At 71.2% G+C, this 18,323-nt stretch carries 20 protein-coding genes; 14 read left to right on the top strand and 6 right to left on the bottom strand.

Features of this window, described 5'->3' with window-relative positions; all coding sequences use genetic code 11:
- Both GT354_RS04290 and GT354_RS04295 read right to left on the bottom strand, forming a co-directional pair.
- Positions 1-1,074, bottom strand: a 1,074-nt coding sequence (locus GT354_RS04290) for an acetyl-CoA C-acetyltransferase (protein WP_161354814.1), incomplete at its 3' end; no start/stop codon positions are given.
- A 155-nt stretch (positions 1,075-1,229) separates the two neighbouring features.
- Entirely contained in the window at positions 1,230-2,321 is a 1,092-nt protein-coding gene (locus GT354_RS04295) for an SGNH/GDSL hydrolase family protein (RefSeq protein ID WP_161354815.1), read from the bottom strand.
- Positions 2,322-2,769: 448 nt separating this feature from the next.
- Here GT354_RS04295 and GT354_RS04300 point away from each other — a divergent pair, with 448 nt between their 5' ends.
- From GT354_RS04300 to GT354_RS04320, 6 genes are all read left to right on the top strand, one after another.
- Positions 2,770-4,146 (top strand): cystathionine beta-synthase, encoded by a 1,377-nt coding sequence (locus GT354_RS04300; RefSeq protein WP_161354816.1) that lies wholly within the window; start codon positions 2,770-2,772, stop codon positions 4,144-4,146.
- A 157-nt stretch (positions 4,147-4,303) separates the two neighbouring features.
- Complete coding sequence (locus tag GT354_RS04305) at positions 4,304-4,870, top strand: GNAT family N-acetyltransferase (RefSeq protein WP_161354817.1); 567 nt, start codon at positions 4,304-4,306, stop codon at positions 4,868-4,870.
- 129 nt (positions 4,871-4,999) lie between these two features.
- Entirely contained in the window at positions 5,000-5,614 is a 615-nt protein-coding gene (locus tag GT354_RS04310) for an XRE family transcriptional regulator (protein ID WP_161354818.1), read from the top strand.
- Between the two features lie 129 nt (positions 5,615-5,743).
- Positions 5,744-5,866, top strand: a complete 123-nt coding sequence (locus GT354_RS55645) for a hypothetical protein (protein WP_272923750.1) — start codon at positions 5,744-5,746, stop codon at positions 5,864-5,866.
- A gap of 76 nt (positions 5,867-5,942) precedes the next feature.
- On the top strand, positions 5,943-6,263 hold the full coding sequence (locus GT354_RS04315; RefSeq protein WP_161354819.1) for a hypothetical protein: 321 nt from the start codon (positions 5,943-5,945) through the stop codon (positions 6,261-6,263).
- 360 nt (positions 6,264-6,623) lie between these two features.
- A complete protein-coding gene (locus GT354_RS04320; RefSeq protein ID WP_161354820.1) occupies positions 6,624-6,866 on the top strand; it encodes a chaplin in 243 nt (80 codons plus the stop codon).
- 119 nt (positions 6,867-6,985) lie between these two features.
- On the opposite strand, the gene GT354_RS04325 is transcribed toward GT354_RS04320, so the two are convergent.
- Complete coding sequence (locus GT354_RS04325; RefSeq protein WP_161354833.1) at positions 6,986-7,756, bottom strand: SDR family oxidoreductase; 771 nt, start codon at positions 7,754-7,756, stop codon at positions 6,986-6,988.
- A gap of 229 nt (positions 7,757-7,985) precedes the next feature.
- Between GT354_RS04325 and GT354_RS04330 the strand changes: the two genes are divergently transcribed.
- Positions 7,986-8,480 (top strand): Asp23/Gls24 family envelope stress response protein, encoded by a 495-nt coding sequence (locus tag GT354_RS04330; protein ID WP_161354821.1) that lies wholly within the window; start codon positions 7,986-7,988, stop codon positions 8,478-8,480.
- A 228-nt stretch (positions 8,481-8,708) separates the two neighbouring features.
- On the opposite strand, the gene GT354_RS04335 is transcribed toward GT354_RS04330, so the two are convergent.
- On the bottom strand, positions 8,709-9,764 hold the full coding sequence (locus GT354_RS04335; protein ID WP_161354822.1) for a hypothetical protein: 1,056 nt from the start codon (positions 9,762-9,764) through the stop codon (positions 8,709-8,711).
- 208 nt (positions 9,765-9,972) lie between these two features.
- On the opposite strand from GT354_RS04335, the gene GT354_RS04340 reads away from it, so the two are divergent.
- The 7 genes from GT354_RS04340 (at position 9,973) to GT354_RS04370 (ending at position 16,940) form a co-directional block, all read left to right on the top strand.
- Positions 9,973-10,851: a menaquinone biosynthesis protein gene (locus tag GT354_RS04340; RefSeq protein ID WP_161354823.1), complete on the top strand. Its 879-nt coding sequence runs from the start codon at positions 9,973-9,975 to the stop codon at positions 10,849-10,851.
- 71 nt (positions 10,852-10,922) lie between these two features.
- Positions 10,923-12,113 carry a cyclic dehypoxanthinyl futalosine synthase gene (gene mqnC / locus GT354_RS04345; protein WP_161354824.1) on the top strand — a complete coding sequence of 397 codons (1,191 nt, stop codon included), beginning with the start codon at positions 10,923-10,925 and terminating at the stop codon, positions 12,111-12,113.
- 283 nt (positions 12,114-12,396) lie between these two features.
- Positions 12,397-12,825: a hypothetical protein gene (locus tag GT354_RS04350; protein WP_161354825.1), complete on the top strand. Its 429-nt coding sequence runs from the start codon at positions 12,397-12,399 to the stop codon at positions 12,823-12,825.
- A gap of 146 nt (positions 12,826-12,971) precedes the next feature.
- Positions 12,972-14,216, top strand: coding sequence for an amidohydrolase family protein (locus GT354_RS04355; RefSeq protein WP_161354826.1), 1,245 nt, complete (start codon positions 12,972-12,974; stop codon positions 14,214-14,216).
- Positions 14,217-14,342: 126 nt separating this feature from the next.
- Positions 14,343-14,516, top strand: coding sequence for a hypothetical protein (locus GT354_RS04360; protein ID WP_161354827.1), 174 nt, complete (start codon positions 14,343-14,345; stop codon positions 14,514-14,516).
- Positions 14,517-14,748: 232 nt separating this feature from the next.
- Complete coding sequence (locus GT354_RS04365) at positions 14,749-15,447, top strand: demethylmenaquinone methyltransferase (RefSeq protein ID WP_161354828.1); 699 nt, start codon at positions 14,749-14,751, stop codon at positions 15,445-15,447.
- A gap of 182 nt (positions 15,448-15,629) precedes the next feature.
- Positions 15,630-16,940, top strand: a complete 1,311-nt coding sequence (locus tag GT354_RS04370) for a geranylgeranyl reductase family protein (protein ID WP_161354829.1) — start codon at positions 15,630-15,632, stop codon at positions 16,938-16,940.
- A gap of 292 nt (positions 16,941-17,232) precedes the next feature.
- Here GT354_RS04370 and GT354_RS04375 read toward each other — a convergent pair whose 3' ends face one another.
- Together GT354_RS04375 and GT354_RS04380 are read right to left on the bottom strand one after the other, a co-directional pair.
- Positions 17,233-17,751, bottom strand: a complete 519-nt coding sequence (locus GT354_RS04375) for a hypothetical protein (protein ID WP_161354830.1) — start codon at positions 17,749-17,751, stop codon at positions 17,233-17,235.
- A 259-nt stretch (positions 17,752-18,010) separates the two neighbouring features.
- Positions 18,011-18,172 (bottom strand): DUF397 domain-containing protein, encoded by a 162-nt coding sequence (locus tag GT354_RS04380; RefSeq protein WP_161354831.1) that lies wholly within the window; start codon positions 18,170-18,172, stop codon positions 18,011-18,013.
- Between the last annotated feature and the right edge of the window lie 151 nt (positions 18,173-18,323).

Raw genomic sequence — 18,323 nt, forward strand, 5'->3', positions numbered from 1 at the left:
CGCGATCGCGCCGCCGTTGACGTTGACCTTGTCCAGGTCGAAGCCCAGGTCCTGGTAGGAGGGGATCACCTGGGCGGCGAACGCCTCGTTGATCTCGACCAGGTCGATGTCGGACGTGGTCAGGCCGGCGCGCGAGAGCGCGATGCGCGACGCCTCGACCGGGCCGTAGCCCATGATCTCGGGGGACAGGCCCGACACGGCGGTGGAGACGATCCGCGCGAGCGGGGTCAGACCGAGTTCGCGGGCCTTGGTGTCCGACATGACGACGACTGCGGCGGCGCCGTCGTTGAGCGGGCACGCGTTGCCCGCGGTGACGGTGCCGTCGGGGCGGAAGACCGGCTTCAGGCCGGAGATGCCTTCGAGGGTGGTGCCGGCGCGCGGGCCGTCGTCCTTGGCCACCACGGTGCCGTCGGCCAGGGTGACCGGCGTGATGTCCTTGGCCCAGAAGCCGTCGGCGATCGCCTTCTCGGTGAGGTTTTGCGACCGGACCGCGAACTCGTCCTGCTGCGCGCGCGAGATGCCCTTGTGCTGGGCCAGGTTCTCGGCGGTGAAGCCCATGCCGATGTACACGTCGGGGAGCAGGCCCGCGTCGCGCGGGTCGGTCCACGTGGAACCCTTCTCCACGGCCTCGGCGGTACGCGCCGCGCCCTCGGCGAAGATCGGGTTCTTGGTGTCGGGGATCGAGTCGCTACTGCCCTTGCCACGCGTGCTGGTGACCATCTCGACGCCCGCGGAGATGAACGCGTCGCCCTCGCCGGCCTTGATCGCGTGCATCGCCATGCGCGTGGTCTGCAGCGACGACGAGCAGTAGCGGGTGATCGTGGTGCCGGGCAGGTGGTCGTAGCCGAGCAGTACGGCGACGTTGCGGCCCATGTTGAAGCCCTGCTCACCACCGGGCAGACCACAACCCAGCATGAGGTCGTCGATGTCCTTGGGGTCGAGCGACGGGACCTTGTCCAGGGCCGCCTTGACCATGAGGGCGGTCAGGTCGTCCGACCGCAGGTCCTTCAGGGAACCCTTGAAGGCGCGACCGATCGGGGAGCGGGCGGTGGCGACGATGACTGCTTCGGGCATCGGGACTCCTTGTTGGTCTTTGCGGCCGTCGGTACGAGGACCCGGAGGGACTCTCGTCGATGCGGGGGCGCAACTGACGCTGAAGTTACTGCCTGGTAGCCGAAATCGGGAGGGGCAACGGATGCGACCTGCCCCACGCGGTAACTGACGACCAGTCAGATTTCTTCCGCCACATTACCCCGGTCGCCCCGGGGTGTGGGTGCCGCACCGGGGTCGACCTGCGACGCGGCCTCCGGGTCGGTGGCCGCGGCGCCGTCCGCGGCCACCGTCGCCGGCGTGGGGATCTGCTGCCGCCTGCGGTGGCGCAGCAGGGCCCAGCGGCCGCGCGGGCCGCGCTCACGGCCGCCGACATCGGTGCCGGCCACCTCGGTACCGCCCTCGCAGGCCGCCTCGATCGCGGCCTGGGCGATGGGCAGGACGCCCTCGCCGCGGAAGCTGTCGGGCGTCACCTCGTCCAGCGGCCACAGGTCCAGGGCCGCGCACAGTGACGGCAGCGAGGCCATCGCCGCAGTCGCGTAGCCCTCGATGGAGGGGTGGAAGCGATCCGGGCCGAACAGGTCCTTGGGACGGGCCAGGAACTCGGGGCCGAGCAACGAACCGAGCGAGACGGTACGGCCGCCGGCCTCGACCACGGCGATCGTCTGCGCCGCGGCGAGATTGCGACTCCACTGGCGGGCCACGTAGCGCAGCGGCTGCGCGATCGGCTCGATCGTGCCCAGGTCGGGGCACGTCGCGACGACCACCTCGACGCCGGAGGCGATCAGCCGGCGCGTCGCGTGTTCGAGGTGGCGCACCGATTCCGCGGGGCGCATCCGGTGGGTGACGTCGTTCGCGCCGATCATGATCATCGCGACGTCGAGCTCGTGCCGGAGCGCGAGCGTGACCTGGCGCTCCAGGTCGGAGGACTGCGCGCCGGTCAAGGCGACGTTGACGAGCTGTACGGGGACCTCGGCGACGGCGGCCAGGCCGGAGGCGAGCAGCGCGCCGGGGGTCTGGAGCGGGTTCTCGACGCCCTGGCCGGCGGCGGTGGAGTCGCCCAACACCGCGAACATGATCGGATCGCCCGGCAGGTCGCCGTACATCCCGTCGGCCGTGGGAGGTGCGCTGTCGGGCTCGCCGACCGTACGGCGGGCCATCTTCGCCTCGGCGAACAGTACGGCGAACATCGCGCCGGTCAGAACGCCCACGCCGCCACCGCCGAACGCGGCCGCGGCAGCCACTCGGCGGGCCATGCGGGTGCGCATCATCGGCGGGCCTCGGTGCCACCCGTCGTGTACAAGACCCCGGGCTCCTCCCCGTCGGATACCTTCACGCCGACCCTAACCGACCGTCTGTCTCTCCTGTGGTCGCCGGGGGCGGGTCGGGTTCGGTTGCGCGGCGTCCCGGGCGGGTCGGGAGGGTTCCCGTCCGCCCACCGGTCGCGTCCCGGTCGGGTCGGGAGGGTTTCCGCCCGCCCACCGGTCGCGTCCCGGTCGGGTCGGGAGGGTTTCCGCCCGCCCACCGGTTGCGTCCCGAGGGGCGCTGCGGGATTCGGGCCGTCGGTGGGCGCAGCCGGCCCCTCGGCCTCCGCCGGGCTGGTGTGTTTCGGCTTTGGGGGACTCGGTGAAATGCGCCGATAGGCTGGGCGAAGCTAGTGCATTTCGAAGATTTTCGGCCATCCGGCCCCGGTTGTTGCGCACTCATGGCGGAGGTTCCGTGCGGTACCACGAATCAATGCTCGACCTGATCGGCGACACCCCCCTCGTCAAGCTCGGCTCCGTCACCACCGGGTTGTCCGCGACGGTGCTCGCCAAGGTCGAATACTTCAATCCCGGCGGGTCCGTGAAGGACCGGATCGCCGTGCGGATGATCGACGCGGCCGAGCAGTCGGGCGCGCTGCGGCCCGGCGGCACGATCGTCGAGCCGACGTCCGGCAACACCGGTGTCGGGCTCGCGATGGTCGCGCAGCGGCGCGGCTACAAGTGCATCTTCGTGTGCCCCGACAAGGTCAGCATGGACAAGATCAATGTCATGCGCGCCTACGGGGCCGAGGTCGTGGTGTGCCCGACCGCCGTCGACCCCGAGCACCCCGACTCGTACTACAACGTGTCGGACCGGCTCGTGCGCGAGACGCCCGGTGCGTGGAAGCCCGACCAGTACTCGAACCCGCAGAACCCCGAGTCGCACTACCTGTCCACCGGCCCCGAGCTGTGGGAGCAGACCGACGGGCGGATCACGTGCTTCGTGGCCGGTGTCGGCACGGGCGGCACGATCACCGGGACCGGGCGCTTCCTCAAGGAGGTGTCCAACGGCGGGGTCCGCGTGGTGGGCGCCGACCCGGAGGGCTCGGTGTACTCCGGCGGCAGTGGCCGGCCGTATCTCGTCGAGGGCGTCGGTGAGGACTTCTGGCCGACCGCGTACGACGCAGCGGTGCCCGACGAGATCATCGCGGTGTCCGACCGGGACTCGTTCCTGATGACTCGCCGGCTCGCCCGCGAGGAGGGCCTGTTGGTCGGCGGTTCGTGCGGTATGGCCGTGGTCGCGGCGCTGCGTGCGGCGGAGCGTCTCGGGCCCGACGACGTGGTCGTGGTGCTGCTGCCGGACTCCGGCCGCGGCTACCTCTCGAAGATCTTCAACGACGAGTGGATGGCCGACTACGGCTTCCTGGACGCCGATCCGAACGTGGCCACGGTCGCCGACATCCTCGCCCGCAAGCAGGGCGACCTGCCAGCCCTGGTGCACGTGCACCCGGAGGAGACGGTCGGCGACTCGATCGCGATCCTGCGCGAGTTCGGCGTCAGCCAGATGCCCGTGGTCAAGCCGGGCGCGGGTCACCCCGACGTGATGGCGGCCGAGGTCGTCGGGTCGATCGCCGAGCGCGATCTGCTGGACGCGCTCGTCGCCGGCCGCGCGGCCGCGGGAGACGCGCTGGAGAAGTTCATGTCGGCGCCGATGCCGGTGATCGGTTCGGGCGAGCCGATCACCCGGCTCGCGGCGGTGCTCGAAAAGGCCGACGCGGCGCTCGTACTCGTGCACGGCAAGCCGCAGGGCGTCGTCACCAGGCAGGACCTGCTGGGGCATCTCGCGAGTTGACGCGGGTAGCGCCGCCGCCGGGACGAGGGTCGTCATCGGAACGGTCCACGCCGGACACGCCCACGTAGTCGACGCGTAACACCGCATCGACACCGTGGGGGTTCGACAGGGACGGACCCACAAGGACCCCGTCCCGGCGGCGAAAGGCGACCCGGACATGACGGCTGCACGAGTGATCGGTCGAGCCCGACTCACCATGGTCGGCGGCGACGCCGACGGGGGCGAGTGGCCCTCGTACGTACGGGTGCGCGTCGCCCGGCTCCAGGACGCCGCCGGGGTCCGCGAGATGCACGAGCGTTGCTCGGCGGAGACCCGCCGATTGCGCTATTTCACGTCCGCGCCGCGGCTGCCGGAGAGCGCACTGACCCGCCTGCTGGAGCCGCGGGACGGGGTGAGCCTGGTCGCGGCCGCCCCGGACGGCACGATCGGCGCGATGGCCACGCTCTTCCACCCGGCGGGCGGTGCCACGGGTGAGGTGGGGCTGCTCGTGGAGGACGCGTGGCAGGGCCGGGGCCTGGGCACCGCGCTGCTGTGCGCGCTCGTCGAGATCGCGGCGGAGCGCGGGCTCACCGACCTGCGCGCGCACGTGCTGCCGTGGAATCGCCGGATGTTGGCGCTTTTCGAGCGGGCCGGGCTGGTCGGTCGGCGCAGCTACGAGGACGGCGTGGTGCTCGTTCAGGCCACGGTGCCGCGGAGCGACTCGGCGGCGGGGCGCTGCGCGTAGCGGAGTGAGACGGGGCGGGGGGCCGATGGGGGGCGCGGGACGGGCGCGGGGCGACCGCCGACTGCGGTGCCGTTTGCCTCAGAGGCAAGTTAATTGCCTGTGTGGTCATGCCCTGCCTAACCTCGAAGCATGGCCGTACCCCCAAGCTACGACACCGACGAGCCCGGTCCCGTACCGACCGGCCTCGGCGACCGCCTGCGTGTGGCCCGTCGGGCCAACGGACTCAAGCTCGAAGAGGCCGCGCAGCTCACCAAGCTCTCCGTCGCCTACCTCTCCCGGCTCGAACACGAGCGCCGCCAACCGTCGTTGCCGGCGTTGCTGACCCTGGCTCGCGCGTACAACACCACCGTGTCCGAACTGCTCGGCGAGGACATCGCCGCGGCCGAGCCGGTGGTGCGGGCCGCGACCGCCGAACCGGTGCACGCGCACGGCTGGACGTACTGGCGCGCAGGCAGCACCCGCCGCGGCATGCAGGCACTGCGGGTACGGGTTCCTCCGGGGCGGGCGGACGGCCCGGGCCGGGTGCACCCCGGCGAGGAATGGCTGTACGTCACGTCCGGCCAGCTGCGGTTGACCCTGGACGGGACTCCCCATCTGCTCGGGCCGGGGGACGTCGCGCACTTCGACTCGGGGCTCGCGCACCGGATGGAGTCGGCCGACGCTCACTTGCCGGTCGAGTTTTTGATGGTGCACGCGGCGCCGTCGCTCGTGGCGTTCTCGGCGTGCCTTCCCTCCCACGCGTAAGTCGCCGCACGGACCGCCGGCCCGCAGAGCAGGTACCGCGCCGGCACTGCACGCCCTGCACGCCCTGCACAGATCGCACGTATGCCGCATGTCACGCGTGTCACGCATGTCACGGAGAAGGAGTTCGCCATGATCGAGAGCGAGAAGAGCCGGGCCATGGGCATGTGGATCCGGATCGCGATCTACATCCTCGGGTTCTCCGTCGTCTTCGGTGCGTTGATGGTGACCGCGGTGACGTACGGCCACCGCTGACGCCGCCGAGCGGCCGTGCGGCGCGTCATCGCGTCAGCGCGACACGGGTTCGCCGCCGGCCCGTAGGCTCGCGGTCATGGACAACGCGACTACCTCCGACTCCACCACTCAGTACATTCGGCTGAACCTCGAGATCGTCCTCGAGGTCACCGACGCGGACGCGCTGCGAGCCGCTGCGCTCGAGACCGTCAAGGCCGACGAGGAACTCTCCGCCGGCGACCGCACGGACGCGATCGCCGCGATCGAGGCGGACCTCGCCGAGTCGGTCTCCTACCTGATCGACCCGTTCGGCCTCGTCGAGGACATCGCCGGCACCGAACTGAGCGAGGCCGGCTGGCAGTCCGAGGGCGCCGAGCAGCCCGAGGGCGAAGACGAAGAGGACGACGAGGACGCCTGACGTCGGGTCGGATCGGGTGCCCCCGACGGGGGTTCGCCCGCGACACCGGAAACCGTCCACAGCCCGTCCGCAGCGCCCCCACAGTGCGTTCGCAGCACGCCCACAGCTCGTCACCACGTCCCCATCGCGCCCCGCGAAGCCCCGGCTCCGCGGGGCGCCGTCGTGCCGGGCGCTCCCCGCGGGCGCTCGCACCGGGCGCGGGGCCGTGCGCCCGCGCGGGTCACCGGCGTACGGCGCAAGCACGCGTTCACGTAGGGGTGAATCGGCGGCCGACCGGCGTCGGGGGCGTTGCCCTTCGCCGTTCCCTTCGTTGTCCCACGTGCCGCAACCGTTCGTGCGGCACTGTGACATGGAGGAAGAATGAACACGGTCAAGAAGGCGGCCTTCATCACCGCCGCAGCCGGTGGCATCCTCGCCGCGGGCATGGGTGCCGCCAGCGCGAGCGCGGGCGCCGACGGCGCTGCCGTCAACTCGCCCGGCGTCGCGTCGGGCAACAACATCGCGGTCCCGGTCCACGTCCCGGTCAACATCTGCGGGAACAGCGTCAACGTGGTCGGGCTGATCAACCCGGCGTTCGGCAACGTTTGCTACAACATCGGCTGACCACGCCGCAGGTGTGACTTCCGGCAGGCGCCGTACGGGACATCTCGTCCCGGTACGGCGCCTGTTCGGCGTCGGGCGACCCCGCGCCGCCGGTGGTACGTACTACCGCGTCGGGCGAGTCACGCGTGCGTGCCGCCGTCTATGCGCAGTGACGTGCCGGTCACGAAGCGGCCGTCGTCCGACGCGAGGGCGGCGATCATGCCGGCGATCACGTCGGGGTGGGCCATGCCCTCGCCGATGATCGGCATGAGCTTGCCGAACAGTTCCCAGTCGGCGTCGTCCGGCACCTGGTTGGGGGTGTCGTCCACGATGCCGCTGGAGATGCTGCCGGGGGCCACGTTGACCGCGCGCAGGCCCTGACGGCTGTACTCCAGCGCGATCGCGTGCGTGAACGCGTCGATCGCGCCCTTGCTCGCCGCGTACGCCGCCATGTACGGGTGCGCGAAGCTCGCCGAGGTCGAGCTGAAGTTGATCACCACGCCGTTGCCGGTCTCCAGGAGCGCGGGCAGCGCGGCGCGCGTCATCAGGAACGTGCCGGTCAGGTTGATCGTGATGATCTTGTTCCACGTCTCCAGCGGGAACGTGTGGGTGTGCCCCGCCCGCAGGATGCCGGCCGCGTTGACGAGCACGTCCAGGCCGCCCAGGCGCTCGATCGCCGCAGCCACGTCGGTGCCCACCGCGTCCTCGTTCGAGACGTCGAGGACGCCGGTGCTCAGCCGGGCTTCGAGACCCTTTTCGGCCGCCATCGCCCGGGTCTTGTCGAGGCCGTCCGCGTTCACGTCGATCGCGTGTACGGTGCCCGCCTCGCTCAACAGCCGGAGCACGGTGGCCTGGCCGATGCCCGAGCCGCCACCGGTGACGATGATGCGCCGATCCTGGAACCGCTCCACAGTTTCCTCCTTGGACAGGTATGCGGCACCCATCACAAGCCGTGGACGTGTGCGGGAGCAACCCTCCTGAACGGTTGGAGGACAGTGAAATGAAACATGTTCCAGTTCACTTTCACGGCCGATCGGATTAATTCGCCCGGATTGCGTGAGGAACCGTCGGGGAAGGGGTCACACCTCATGCAGGGGAGCCCCCACCCCTCACAAAGCGCCGAAAGCAGAGGTTCCAGCCATGGCAGACACTCCCGCCCGCGCAGACCAGCACACGACCACCGGGCGGCCGGAGCGCGTCGAGCGCTCCGGATCGTCCGCACACCTCACGGAGGTGACCGCGCTCGCGACGGATCGGGGGCGCACCTCGATCGCGGACGGCGTCGTGGCCAAGGTGGCCGGCCTCGCGGCCCGCGAGATCCCGGGGGTGTACGCGCTCGGAACCGGTGTGTCGCGGGCCTTCGCGGCGATGCGCAAGGCGGTCCCCGGCGGTCGTCCCGACGTCGCGCGCGGCGTCAGTGTCGAGGTCGGCGAGAAGCAGTGCGCCGTGGACCTGAGCATCGTCGTCGAGTACGGCGCGCCGATCGCCGAGGTGGCGGCGGCCGTCCGTGACCACGTGATCGAGTCGATCGAGCGGATGACCGGGCTGGAGGTGGTCGAGGTCGACATCTCGGTCGACGACATCCACATCGACCAGGGCGACGACGACGACACGTCCTCGCGCAACCTGGAGTAGCCGAGCCCCGGATGCAAAGATCTTGGAGTCGAGGGGCTCGAATCGGGGCCGAGACCCCTCCGACTCCAAGATCTCTCGCACGTGGTCCGGCCAAGATCTCTCGCACGTGGTCGGCACGACACCGGTGACGATGTCGTATGCCGGTCCCGGGCTGTCACAAGTGGTGAGCAGTAGTGCCCCCACCGCGTGCTCCGGTCACGGCGCCCCGCAGTTGCGGTGCCGGCGGTACTAGCGGCGCCGGGCCCCCACGGTCAGGCCGATCGTGCCGACCGCCACCGCGACGATCGCGGCGGCGAAGACCGACCACGACATCGTGGTGAGCGAGTCGGTGAAGATGGTGTAGACCGCTTCCACGCCGTCTCGGTTCAGGGTCTCCCTGGTGGCCAGTTCGTCGGCGACCGGCCCCTTGACCGCGGACACCATGAGCAGCAGCAGGCCGCTCGTCAGCGCCAGGCCGATGCCCGTCATGACCAGGGCGCGGAACCGGTTCACCGCGACCGCCACGCCGATCACCAGCAACGCCATGGCCAGGATCGGCAGCCACACGCCCGCGTCGTCGACGGCCCGCAGCGCGTCCCGGCCCTGTTGCTCCTCGGTGGTGTCCGGCAGCTGCGCCAGGTCGATCGGGATCGTCGTCGGCAGCCCTGCGGTCGACACGGGCACCCCCGCCGCGCCCAGTTCGCGCACGATCGTGTCCATCGGCGTCTTGAGGGTGACGACCACCTTGTCGCCGTCGACCTTCACGTTCTTGCTGTCCCGGCCGAGCAGCGTGGACATCACCACGTCGTGCGCGGTCGAGACGCCGTCGCGCCAGACAGGCTTGAAGTCGGGCCGCGCGATGGCGGCGTTCACGGCGGCCGTGAACAGCGCCGGCTGCACCTGGCCGCGCAGGTTCGCCGGGAGTTGCCGGATCAGTTCGTCCGTCATCAACCGGGCGACCTCGCTGCGGACCGCGGGCTCGTCGATGAGTTCGACCATGTTGTCGGTGAAGCCCTCGGACGACACCACCTCCCAGCGAACCCACATCGCCGACAGCGCCGGTATCGACAGCAGCACGGCCAGCACCAGGCTGAGCCCGGCGACCGTGCCGCGCAGGGCGCTGTACGGGGGCTTCGCGGGGCGCCTCGGCGGCGGGCCGTAGCCGCCGTGACCGCCCGGGCCGGGGCCCGGGACGCCCGGGGGATAGGGCGGGGGCGGCGCGGGTGTGGACGCGTAGGGCGACGGAGGCGGAGGGTACCCGCCACCGCCTTGACCCGGCGGGTACGAGCCCGGGGACGAGTGCATCGCTTCCTCCGTGGGTGGAAAGTGGTGACTCCTGCGAAGTCGGTCCGGGCCACGACAATGCCGGCTGCCCGACGCTGCCACCGGCAGGCGGCGTGGGTTGTGGTCGGTTGTGGCAGCGCTGTTGCACGCCCGTATCGTGCGCGCTCTTCGGACGACGTCTGCCCGGGGCGGTACGGGGGATGCGCGTCCACAGGCATAGCCTGCATGGATGGACACTGTGGACAACGTCCCGCAAGACGGCCGCCGGCGACCCCGAGTAGGCCACATCCAGTACCTCAACTGCCTGCCCATCTACTGGGGCCTGGCCCGTACGGGCTCGTTGGTGGACCTGGATCTCACCAAGGACACGCCGGACAACCTCAACGACGCGCTCGTGCGCGGCGACCTCGACATCGCTCCGATCAGCGTCGTCGAGTTCCTGCGCCACGCGGACGACCTGGTCGTGCTCCCCGACATCGCGGTGGGCGCCGACGGGCCGGTGATGTCGGTCATGTTGGTCAGCCAGGTACCGCTGGAGGAGCTGGACGGCGCGCACGTGGCGCTCGGCTCGCAAAGCCGTACGGGGGTGCGGCTCGCGCGGCTGCTGTTGGAGGAGAAGTACGGCGTCGCGCCGAAGTTCTTCACGTCGGCGCCCGACCTCGGCCTGATGATGCAGGAGGCGGAGGCCGCGGTCGTGATCGGCGACGTCGCCCTGCGCGCGACGCTCTACGACGCGCCCCGGCTCGGATTGAAGGTCTACGACCTCGCTCAGGAGTGGAAGGACTGGACGGGCCTGCCGTTCGTCTTCGCCGTGTGGGCCGCGCGCCGCGACTTCTTCGCCGCACACCCGGAGGCGGTGCGCGAGGTGCACCGGGCCTTCCTCGAATCACGCGACCTGTGCATGCGGGAAGTGGGGAAGGTGTGCGAGCACGTGGCCCGGTGGGAGGCGTTCGACGCCGCCACCCTGGAGCGCTACTACACCGAGGCGCTCGACTACTCGCTCGGTGAACGCCAACTCGCCGGCATGGCCGAGTTCGCCCGCCGCACGGCGCACGACACCGGGTATCCGGCCGATGTGCGCGTACACCTGCTCGACCACCGGGGCTGACCGGTGACCGCGCGAGATAGGCTCGCCGGGGTTTTTGTGACGTCGTGTTCGTCCTATTCGGAGGCTTCCCCGTGATCAGCGATCTCCAGCCGGTCCTGGACCGGGCCGCCGGCGGTGGGCGCATCTCGCCCGACGAGGCGCTCGCCCTGTACGTCCACGCGCCGCTGCACGCGCTCGGCCGCGCGGCCGACGCCGCGCGCCGGGCCCGCTACGCGGACACGGTCGACATCGCGACGTACATCATCGAGCGCAACATCAACTACACGAACGTGTGCGTCACGGCGTGCAAGTTCTGCGCGTTCTACGCCCCGCCCAAGAGCGAGAAGGGCTGGGTCCGCGAGATCGACGACATCCTGCGCCGTTGCGCGGAGACGGTCGAACTCGGCGGTACGCAGATCATGTTCCAGGGCGGGCACCACCCGGACTTCGGTGTCGAGTACTACGAACGCTCGTTCGCCGCGATCAAGGCCGAATTCCCGCAACTGGTCATCCACTCGCTCGGGGCGTCCGAGGTCGAGCACATGGCGAAGGTCTCCGGCGTGGGCATCGAGGAGGCCATCGCGCGGATCCACGCGGCGGGCCTGGACTCGTTCGCCGGCGCGGGCGCCGAACTGCTGCCGGAGCGGCCGCGCAAGGCCATCGCGCCGCTCAAGGAGTCCGGCGAGCGGTGGCTGGAGATCATGGAGACCGCGCACGGGCTGGGCGTCGAGTCGACCTCGACGATGCTCATGGGCACCGGCGAGACCAACGCCGAGCGGATCGAGCACCTGCGGATGATCCGCGACGTGCAGGACCGCACGGGCGGCTTCCGCGCGTTCATCCCGTACACCTACCAGCCCGAGAACAACCACCTGAAGGGGCAGACGCAGGCGACCCTGCTCGAATACCTGCGCCTGATCGCGGTCGCCCGCCTGTTCCTGCACAACGTCGCGCACATCCAGGGCTCGTGGCTGACCACGGGCAAGGAGGCCGGGCAGCTCACGCTGCACTACGGCGCCGACGACCTGGGCTCGGTGATGCTGGAGGAGAACGTCGTCTCGTCGGCGGGCGCCAAACACCGCTCGAACCGGATGGAACTCCTGCACCTGATCCGCACGGCGGGCCGCGTCCCCGCGCAGCGCGACACGACCTACAACCACCTGGTCGTACACACCGACCCGGCGGACGACCCGGTCGACGACAAGGTCGTCTCGCACTTCTCGTCGACCGCCCTCGACGGTGCGCCCAAGCGCACCGAACTGAAGGTCGTCGACGCGCGGTAGGCGCCTGCGCACCCGAGGCCACCCCGACCGACTGCGAAGCCGACGCGGGGGACGAGAACAGCCTGGCCGGAATTTCGGAACGCCGGAACGCCGGAACGCCGGAACGCCGGAACGCCGGGACGCCGGGACGCCGGAACGCCGGAACTCTGGAGCTCCGGAACTTCGGAGCTCCGGAACTTCGGAGCTCCGGAACTTCGGAGCTCCGGAACTTCCGGTGGGGCGGCGTGTGTTGGACGATGGGCCGTAGCGGGCTGTCGAGCCTGCCGGAGTGGTCGGGGGGCCGATGCATCCGTCGCCTGGGGACGTCGTCTACGCGTTCGTCAAGAAGAAGCCGTGGGGCCGGCGCCGGGTGAGCGTTCGCTTCGGCATCCAGAAGCCGGTCCTGCGGGTGTCGTCCTGGTCGGCGACCGACCCGTACGGCAACGACTGGATCCTGGTGCTGCCGGTCGTGCGGGGTGTCCTGGACACACCGCTCGACCCCGCCGCACTGGTCCGGCTCCCGGTCGACAACGTGTGCGCGTACAAGACGACGCTGGGCGAGGCGGAGTACGACGCCGTGGACACGATCTTCCACGGCCGACACCCGCGTTACCCGTGGATCGACATCCGCGCCGACGACCCCGACGCCTCTCGGAGGGTTTCGCAGCCCGTACCTCCCGCCGGCACGCGACCTCCCACTCTGCGTGAGGTGTGGAACGACGCTACGCAGTAAGCGCTGTACGGTTCGCGCGCTGCGGGCGGGTGGACGGCGGGCGGACGGGCGGAGCGGGCGCGCGAAGACGCGCCGGGTCGGCGGTTTGTCGGGCCCGGCCTGACGGTGGTTCGTCGGGTTCGCGGGACGGTTGGGATGATGGACGCATGCCGTCCACCCTGCACAGCGCGTCCGTTGTCCTGCCCATGGCCGCGGAGCCCATCCGCGACGGGGCCGTCCTGGTCGAGGACGATCGGATCGTCGCGGTGGGGCCGCGGGCCGAACTGGCGTCCGCCGGGGCCCGCGAGCGGGTCTGGCGCGGTGTCCTGACGCCCGGACTGGTGAACGCCCACGCGCATCTCCAGTACACCGACTTCGGCGATCTCGCGCTGTCCGGGCTCGCCTTCCCGGAGTGGATCCGGACCCTCACCGAGCGACGGTCCACGTTCTCCGAGGTCATGTGGCAGGAGAGCGCGCGCCGCGGCGTGCACCACATGCTGCGCTCGGGGACGACGGCCGCCGCCGACGTGGTCACCGATCCGTGTGTGCTGGTGCCGGTCGGGCGGTCGGGGCTGCGCGGGATCAGCTACGTCGAGGTGATCGCGGACGACGCGATGTGGGCGGCCGGCGGGCGGCGCGAGGCGTTCCTGTCGACGTTGCGGGGGGCGAGCGGTGGGCGGGAGTTGGGCGTCTCGCCGCACACGCCGTACACGGTCGGCACGGCCGTGTTCGAGGAGTGCGCGGCCATCGCGCGCGAGCGGGGGCTGCGGCTGCACCCACACCTGGCCGAAACCGCGCACGAGGCCGAGTTCATCCGATACGGCACCGGCCGATTCGCGGAGTTGAACCGCGCGTTCGGGATGGCCCTGGAACTGCTCGACGGCGGCAGCGGGGGCGGACCCGCGGCGTACCTGGACGGGTTCGAGGGGCTCGGCTCCGACGTGCACGTCGCGCACGGCGTGCATCTGGCCGCGGACGACCGGGCATTGCTGCGCGAGCGCGGTACCGCGGTCGCGTTGTGTGTGCGCTCGAACGCGATCCTGGCGGCCGGCGAGCCGCCGATCGCCGACTACCTGGCGGAGGGCTCGCCGATCGCGCTCGGCACCGACTCGTTGGCCTCGTCACCGTCCCTGGACATGTGGGAAGAGGCGGCGGCGGCTCGGGAGTTGGCGGTTCGGCAGGGCTACGCGGGCGCGGATCTGGACCGGCGGCTGGTCGAGGCGGTCACGGTGGGCGGCGCGGCGGCGATGGGTGGCCTCGCGGGCGCGGGCACGCTGGGGGCCGGCGGACTCGCCGACCTGGCCGTTTTCGACGTACCGACCGACGGCGATCCGTACGCGGCGCTGGTGGCGCACGGCACGGGCTCGTGCGTGGCGACGGTGCTGGGTGGGCGGTTGGTGCACCGCCGCTGAACGGTGCGGGCGAGTGGTGTGCATACCTGGGCGGACCCCGGGCAGGCGCTTGAGCAGAACGAGATGGTTCCGGCAAAAGCCATGAAACGACCCGAGCTCTGTCCGCTTGGGAAGGGAAGGCACACCATGTCTGTCAGCACCCGTATCCGTTCGCTCGTCCACGCCGTTACCCCGCGCCGCAAGGGTCGTCGCAGCGGGGGTGGAGGCGGTGGTGTCGGCATCGGCGCCCGCATCGGCAGGGTCGGTGGTGGCGTCGGCGCCAACAAGCGTGGCGTCGGTGGCGGCGTCGGCCGCCGGTGACCCTCGACGAAGCGTTTCGACATCCGCCGGGCGGACCGCGTGCATGTGCGGTCCGCCCGGCGGCTTGCGTGGGACCCGGGTAAGGCTTGCGTGGGACCAGGCAAGGCTCGTGGGTGCCCGTCCCCGTGCGGTGCTTGTGGGCGACCCGCGTGAGGTTCCTGTACGGGTCCCGCGTGAGCTCTCGCGTGGCCCCTGGGCACGATGGAGGGCGGCGGCGCGAGATGATGGCCGGGTGACCCGAGCCTCTCTCGACAAGCAGCCGCGTGAAGTCGCCTCGATGTTCGACGCGGTCGCGGCGCGTTACGACCTGACCAACACGGTGTTGTCCATGGGCCAGGACCGGTCCTGGCGCAAGGCGGTGGCCCGCGCCGTGGACGCCCGCCCCGGGGAACGCGTCCTCGATCTGGCCGCCGGCACCGGTACGTCGTCGCTGCCGTTTCGGGACGCGGGCGCGGAGGTCGTGCCGTGTGACTTCTCCGTCGGCATGCTGCGCGAGGGCAAGCGCAAGCACCCCGAACTGCCGTTCACGGCGGGCGACGCGACGCAGTTGCCGTTCAAGGACGCCACGTTCGACGCGGTGACGATCTCGTTCGGCCTGCGCAACGTCAACAACACCGAGGCCGCGCTGCGCGAGATGCTGCGGGTGACGCGCCCGGGCGGGCGGCTCGTGGTGTGCGAGTTCAGTCGGCCGACGTGGGCGCCGTTCGAGACCGTGTACGTCGAATACCTGATGCGTGCGCTGCCGCAGGTCGCGGAGGCGATCAGCAGCAATCCGGACGCGTACGTCTACCTCGCCGAGTCCATCCGCGCATGGCCCGACCAGGCGGGGCTCGCGGCGCTGGTGGCCAAGGCCGGCTGGGAGCGCCCCGCGTGGCGCAACCTGACCGGCGGGATCGTCGCGCTGCACCGGGGCTTCCGACCGGTGGGGTGATTCGAGGCGGCGGGTCGGTGTGGGGGTGAGCGGCCTGCCCTCGGGCGGCTCGCGGCCGCACGACTCACCGTCGCGCCGAGCATGTCACCGAGGGCGGAGCCGTTCCTCGCTCCTCGTAGAATCGTCCGGCCGGAACCGTCCCGGTTTCGGTGCCGCCGCCAAAGACTTCCAGGGGAGTCGTCGTGACCGACGCAGCGCCCGTCACAACCACCAAGCGCGCCGACTCGACGCACGAGGCCGACGTCATCGTGGTCGGGGCCGGTCCGGCCGGATCGACCACGGCGTATCACCTGGCCAAGTCCGGCGTGAGCGTGATCCTGCTGGAGAAGACCGCGTTCCCGCGCGAGAAGGTCTGCGGCGACGGGCTCACCCCGCGCGCGACCAAGCAGTTGATCAACATGGGTGTGGACACCTCGGTCGAGGCCGGCTGGCTGCCCAACCGGGGGTTGCGGATCCTCGGCGGCGGCATGCGCCTGGAACTCGACTGGCCCGACCTCGCCGCCTACCCGGCGCACGGACTGGTCCGCAAGCGCGCCGACTTCGACGAGATCCTGGCCCGCCAGGCGGTGTCGGCCGGCGCGAAGCTGTACGAGCGGGCCAACGTCACGAGCCCGATCCTGGACGACCGCACCGGCCGCATCGTCGGGGTCAACGTGCGGATGAACGGTTCCAAGGAGGAGACCGTCTTCCGCGCCCCGATCGTGGTCGCCGCCGACGGCAACTCGACCCGGCTGTCCCTCGCGATGGGCCTGCACCGGCGCGAGGACCGCCCGATGGGCGTCGCGGTCCGGACCTACTTCAAGTCCCCGCGCAGCGACGACGACTACCTGGAGTCGTGGCTGGAGCTGTGGGACCGCCGCGACGGTCAGGAGAAGCTGCTCCCGGGCTACGGCTGGGTGTTCGGCATGGGCGACGGCACGTCGAACGTGGGCCTGGGCCTGCTGAACACGTCGGCGGCGTTCAAGGACATCGACTACCGCGACCTGCTCAAGGGCTGGGTCTCCGGGATGCCCGAGGAGTGGGGCTACACCGACGAGAACCAGGAGGGCCCGATCCGCGGCGCCGCGCTGCCGATGGGCTTCAACCGCCAGCCGCACTACACCAAGGGCCTGCTCCTGGTCGGCGACGCGGGCGGCATGGTCAACCCGTTCAACGGCGAGGGCATCGCGTACGCGATGGAGTCGGGCGAGATCGCGGCCCAGGTGATCACCCAGGCCGTGGGCCGGCTCACCCCCGAGGGCCGCGAGCGTGCCCTGCACGACTACCCGCGCATCCTCAAGCAGACCTACGGCGGCTACTACACGCTCGGCCGCGTCTTCGTGAAGCTGATCGGCGACCCGCGGGTGATGAGCTTCGCCACCAAGCACGGCCTGCCGCACCCGATGCTGATGAAGTTCGTCCTGAAGATGCTCGCCAACCTCACCGACCCGCGAGGCGGCGACGCCATGGACCGCATCATCAACGGCATGGTCCGCATCGCGCCGGCGGCATGATCCGTTGACGAGGTGACGACGCCCGCCGCTGCCGTGTGCGTGAAGAGCGCACACCGGCGGTGATGTTCAGGTCAGCCAGGTGCGCAGGGCGTCGAGGCCGGCCTGGCGGGGGATGTCCTCGACCGCGGAGGCTTCGGTGCGGTGCGGTGCGTCGGGGACTGGGCCGCCGGCACGCCGGCGGGGAGGGCCTGCCAACACGGGGTGCCGCCGGGTGCGGCCATGACCAGCGGGTTGCGCAGGTCGCCGCAGACCCACACGGCGCCCAGCCCGTCGGTCATGGCGTCCCACACGGTCAGCGGCACCGCCCCGATGCAGGTGCGTGCGGCGGTGCCGACCGGTGCGAGCAGATGGATGCGGCAGATCCGGGCCGGGACGGGGTGCCGTTGCGGGACCACGAGTTGCGTGCCCCGGACGGCGGCGACGATGTCCTCGGCGGCGGCCGGCTCGACGCGGCACGGCCAGACCTGCCACGTTGCTCGCGCAGTACCTGCTGTTGCCGGGCGGCCGTGCGGAACGCCGTGTCCAGGGCCGTGTGAAACGCCGAGTGGACCAGCAGCACGCCGACCGCGATCACCGGGGGCATGAAGAGGCCCGCCCGCAGATGCGGGGGCACCGCGCTCCAGGCGGCGACCGCGCCGACAGCGGCGGCCACGACGACCGGCAGGACGGTCCTGGCCCGGTCGCGCTGCCCGCGTACCGGCGCGACACCGCCGTCGAGCCGGTGCGCGTAGTCCTGGGCGCCAGACGTCTCGCAGGCGGGACGCGGCGAGACCTCGTACCCGAACTGCCGTGCCTGGCCAGGATCCTGCACGTCCGGCCCCCGTTCCGTATCCGGTCCGGGTAGACCACCGGCCAGAGCGGGCCGCGTCAAGGGGCGGGCGAGCCGCGGCCGTTGCCATCCGACCGGGCCCCGCGTACGAGGAGAGCGCGGGGCGCGGCGACTCAGCGGTGCCGGCTTGAGGAGGGACTTCGCGTCGGGCCGGGTCGTCTCGGCCTGCACAGGTTCCTCCATCGGAGCCGAGCAGCATGCCCGTCCGATGTGGCTGTGATTCAGGCGCGCTTGAGGCCGGTCAGGAAGGTCGCCACGGGGTCGGGCCGAGTTCGAGTCGGCCGCGGGTGCGGGCTTTGGTGTCGCGGACGGCGGTGTGCGCGGCGACGGCGGCGACTTCGACGCAGTCGCCTTCCTGGCCGGAGTGGGTGGACTTTCGCCACGCGTATTGTCGGGCAGTCATGGTCGAGCATCCTCGCTGCGATCACGGCCCCGAACGCGGGACCCGCGGGTGGGTTTCAGGCCCGCTTGAGGCTGGCCAGGAAGGCTGCCCATGGGGTCGGGCCGACTTCGAGGCGGCCTCGGGTGCGGGCTTTGGTGTCGCGGACGGCGGT

It is taken from the genome of Streptomyces sp. SID3343 (assembly GCF_009865215.1).
In the GTDB taxonomy this organism is placed as follows: Bacteria; Actinomycetota; Actinomycetes; order Streptomycetales; family Streptomycetaceae; genus Embleya.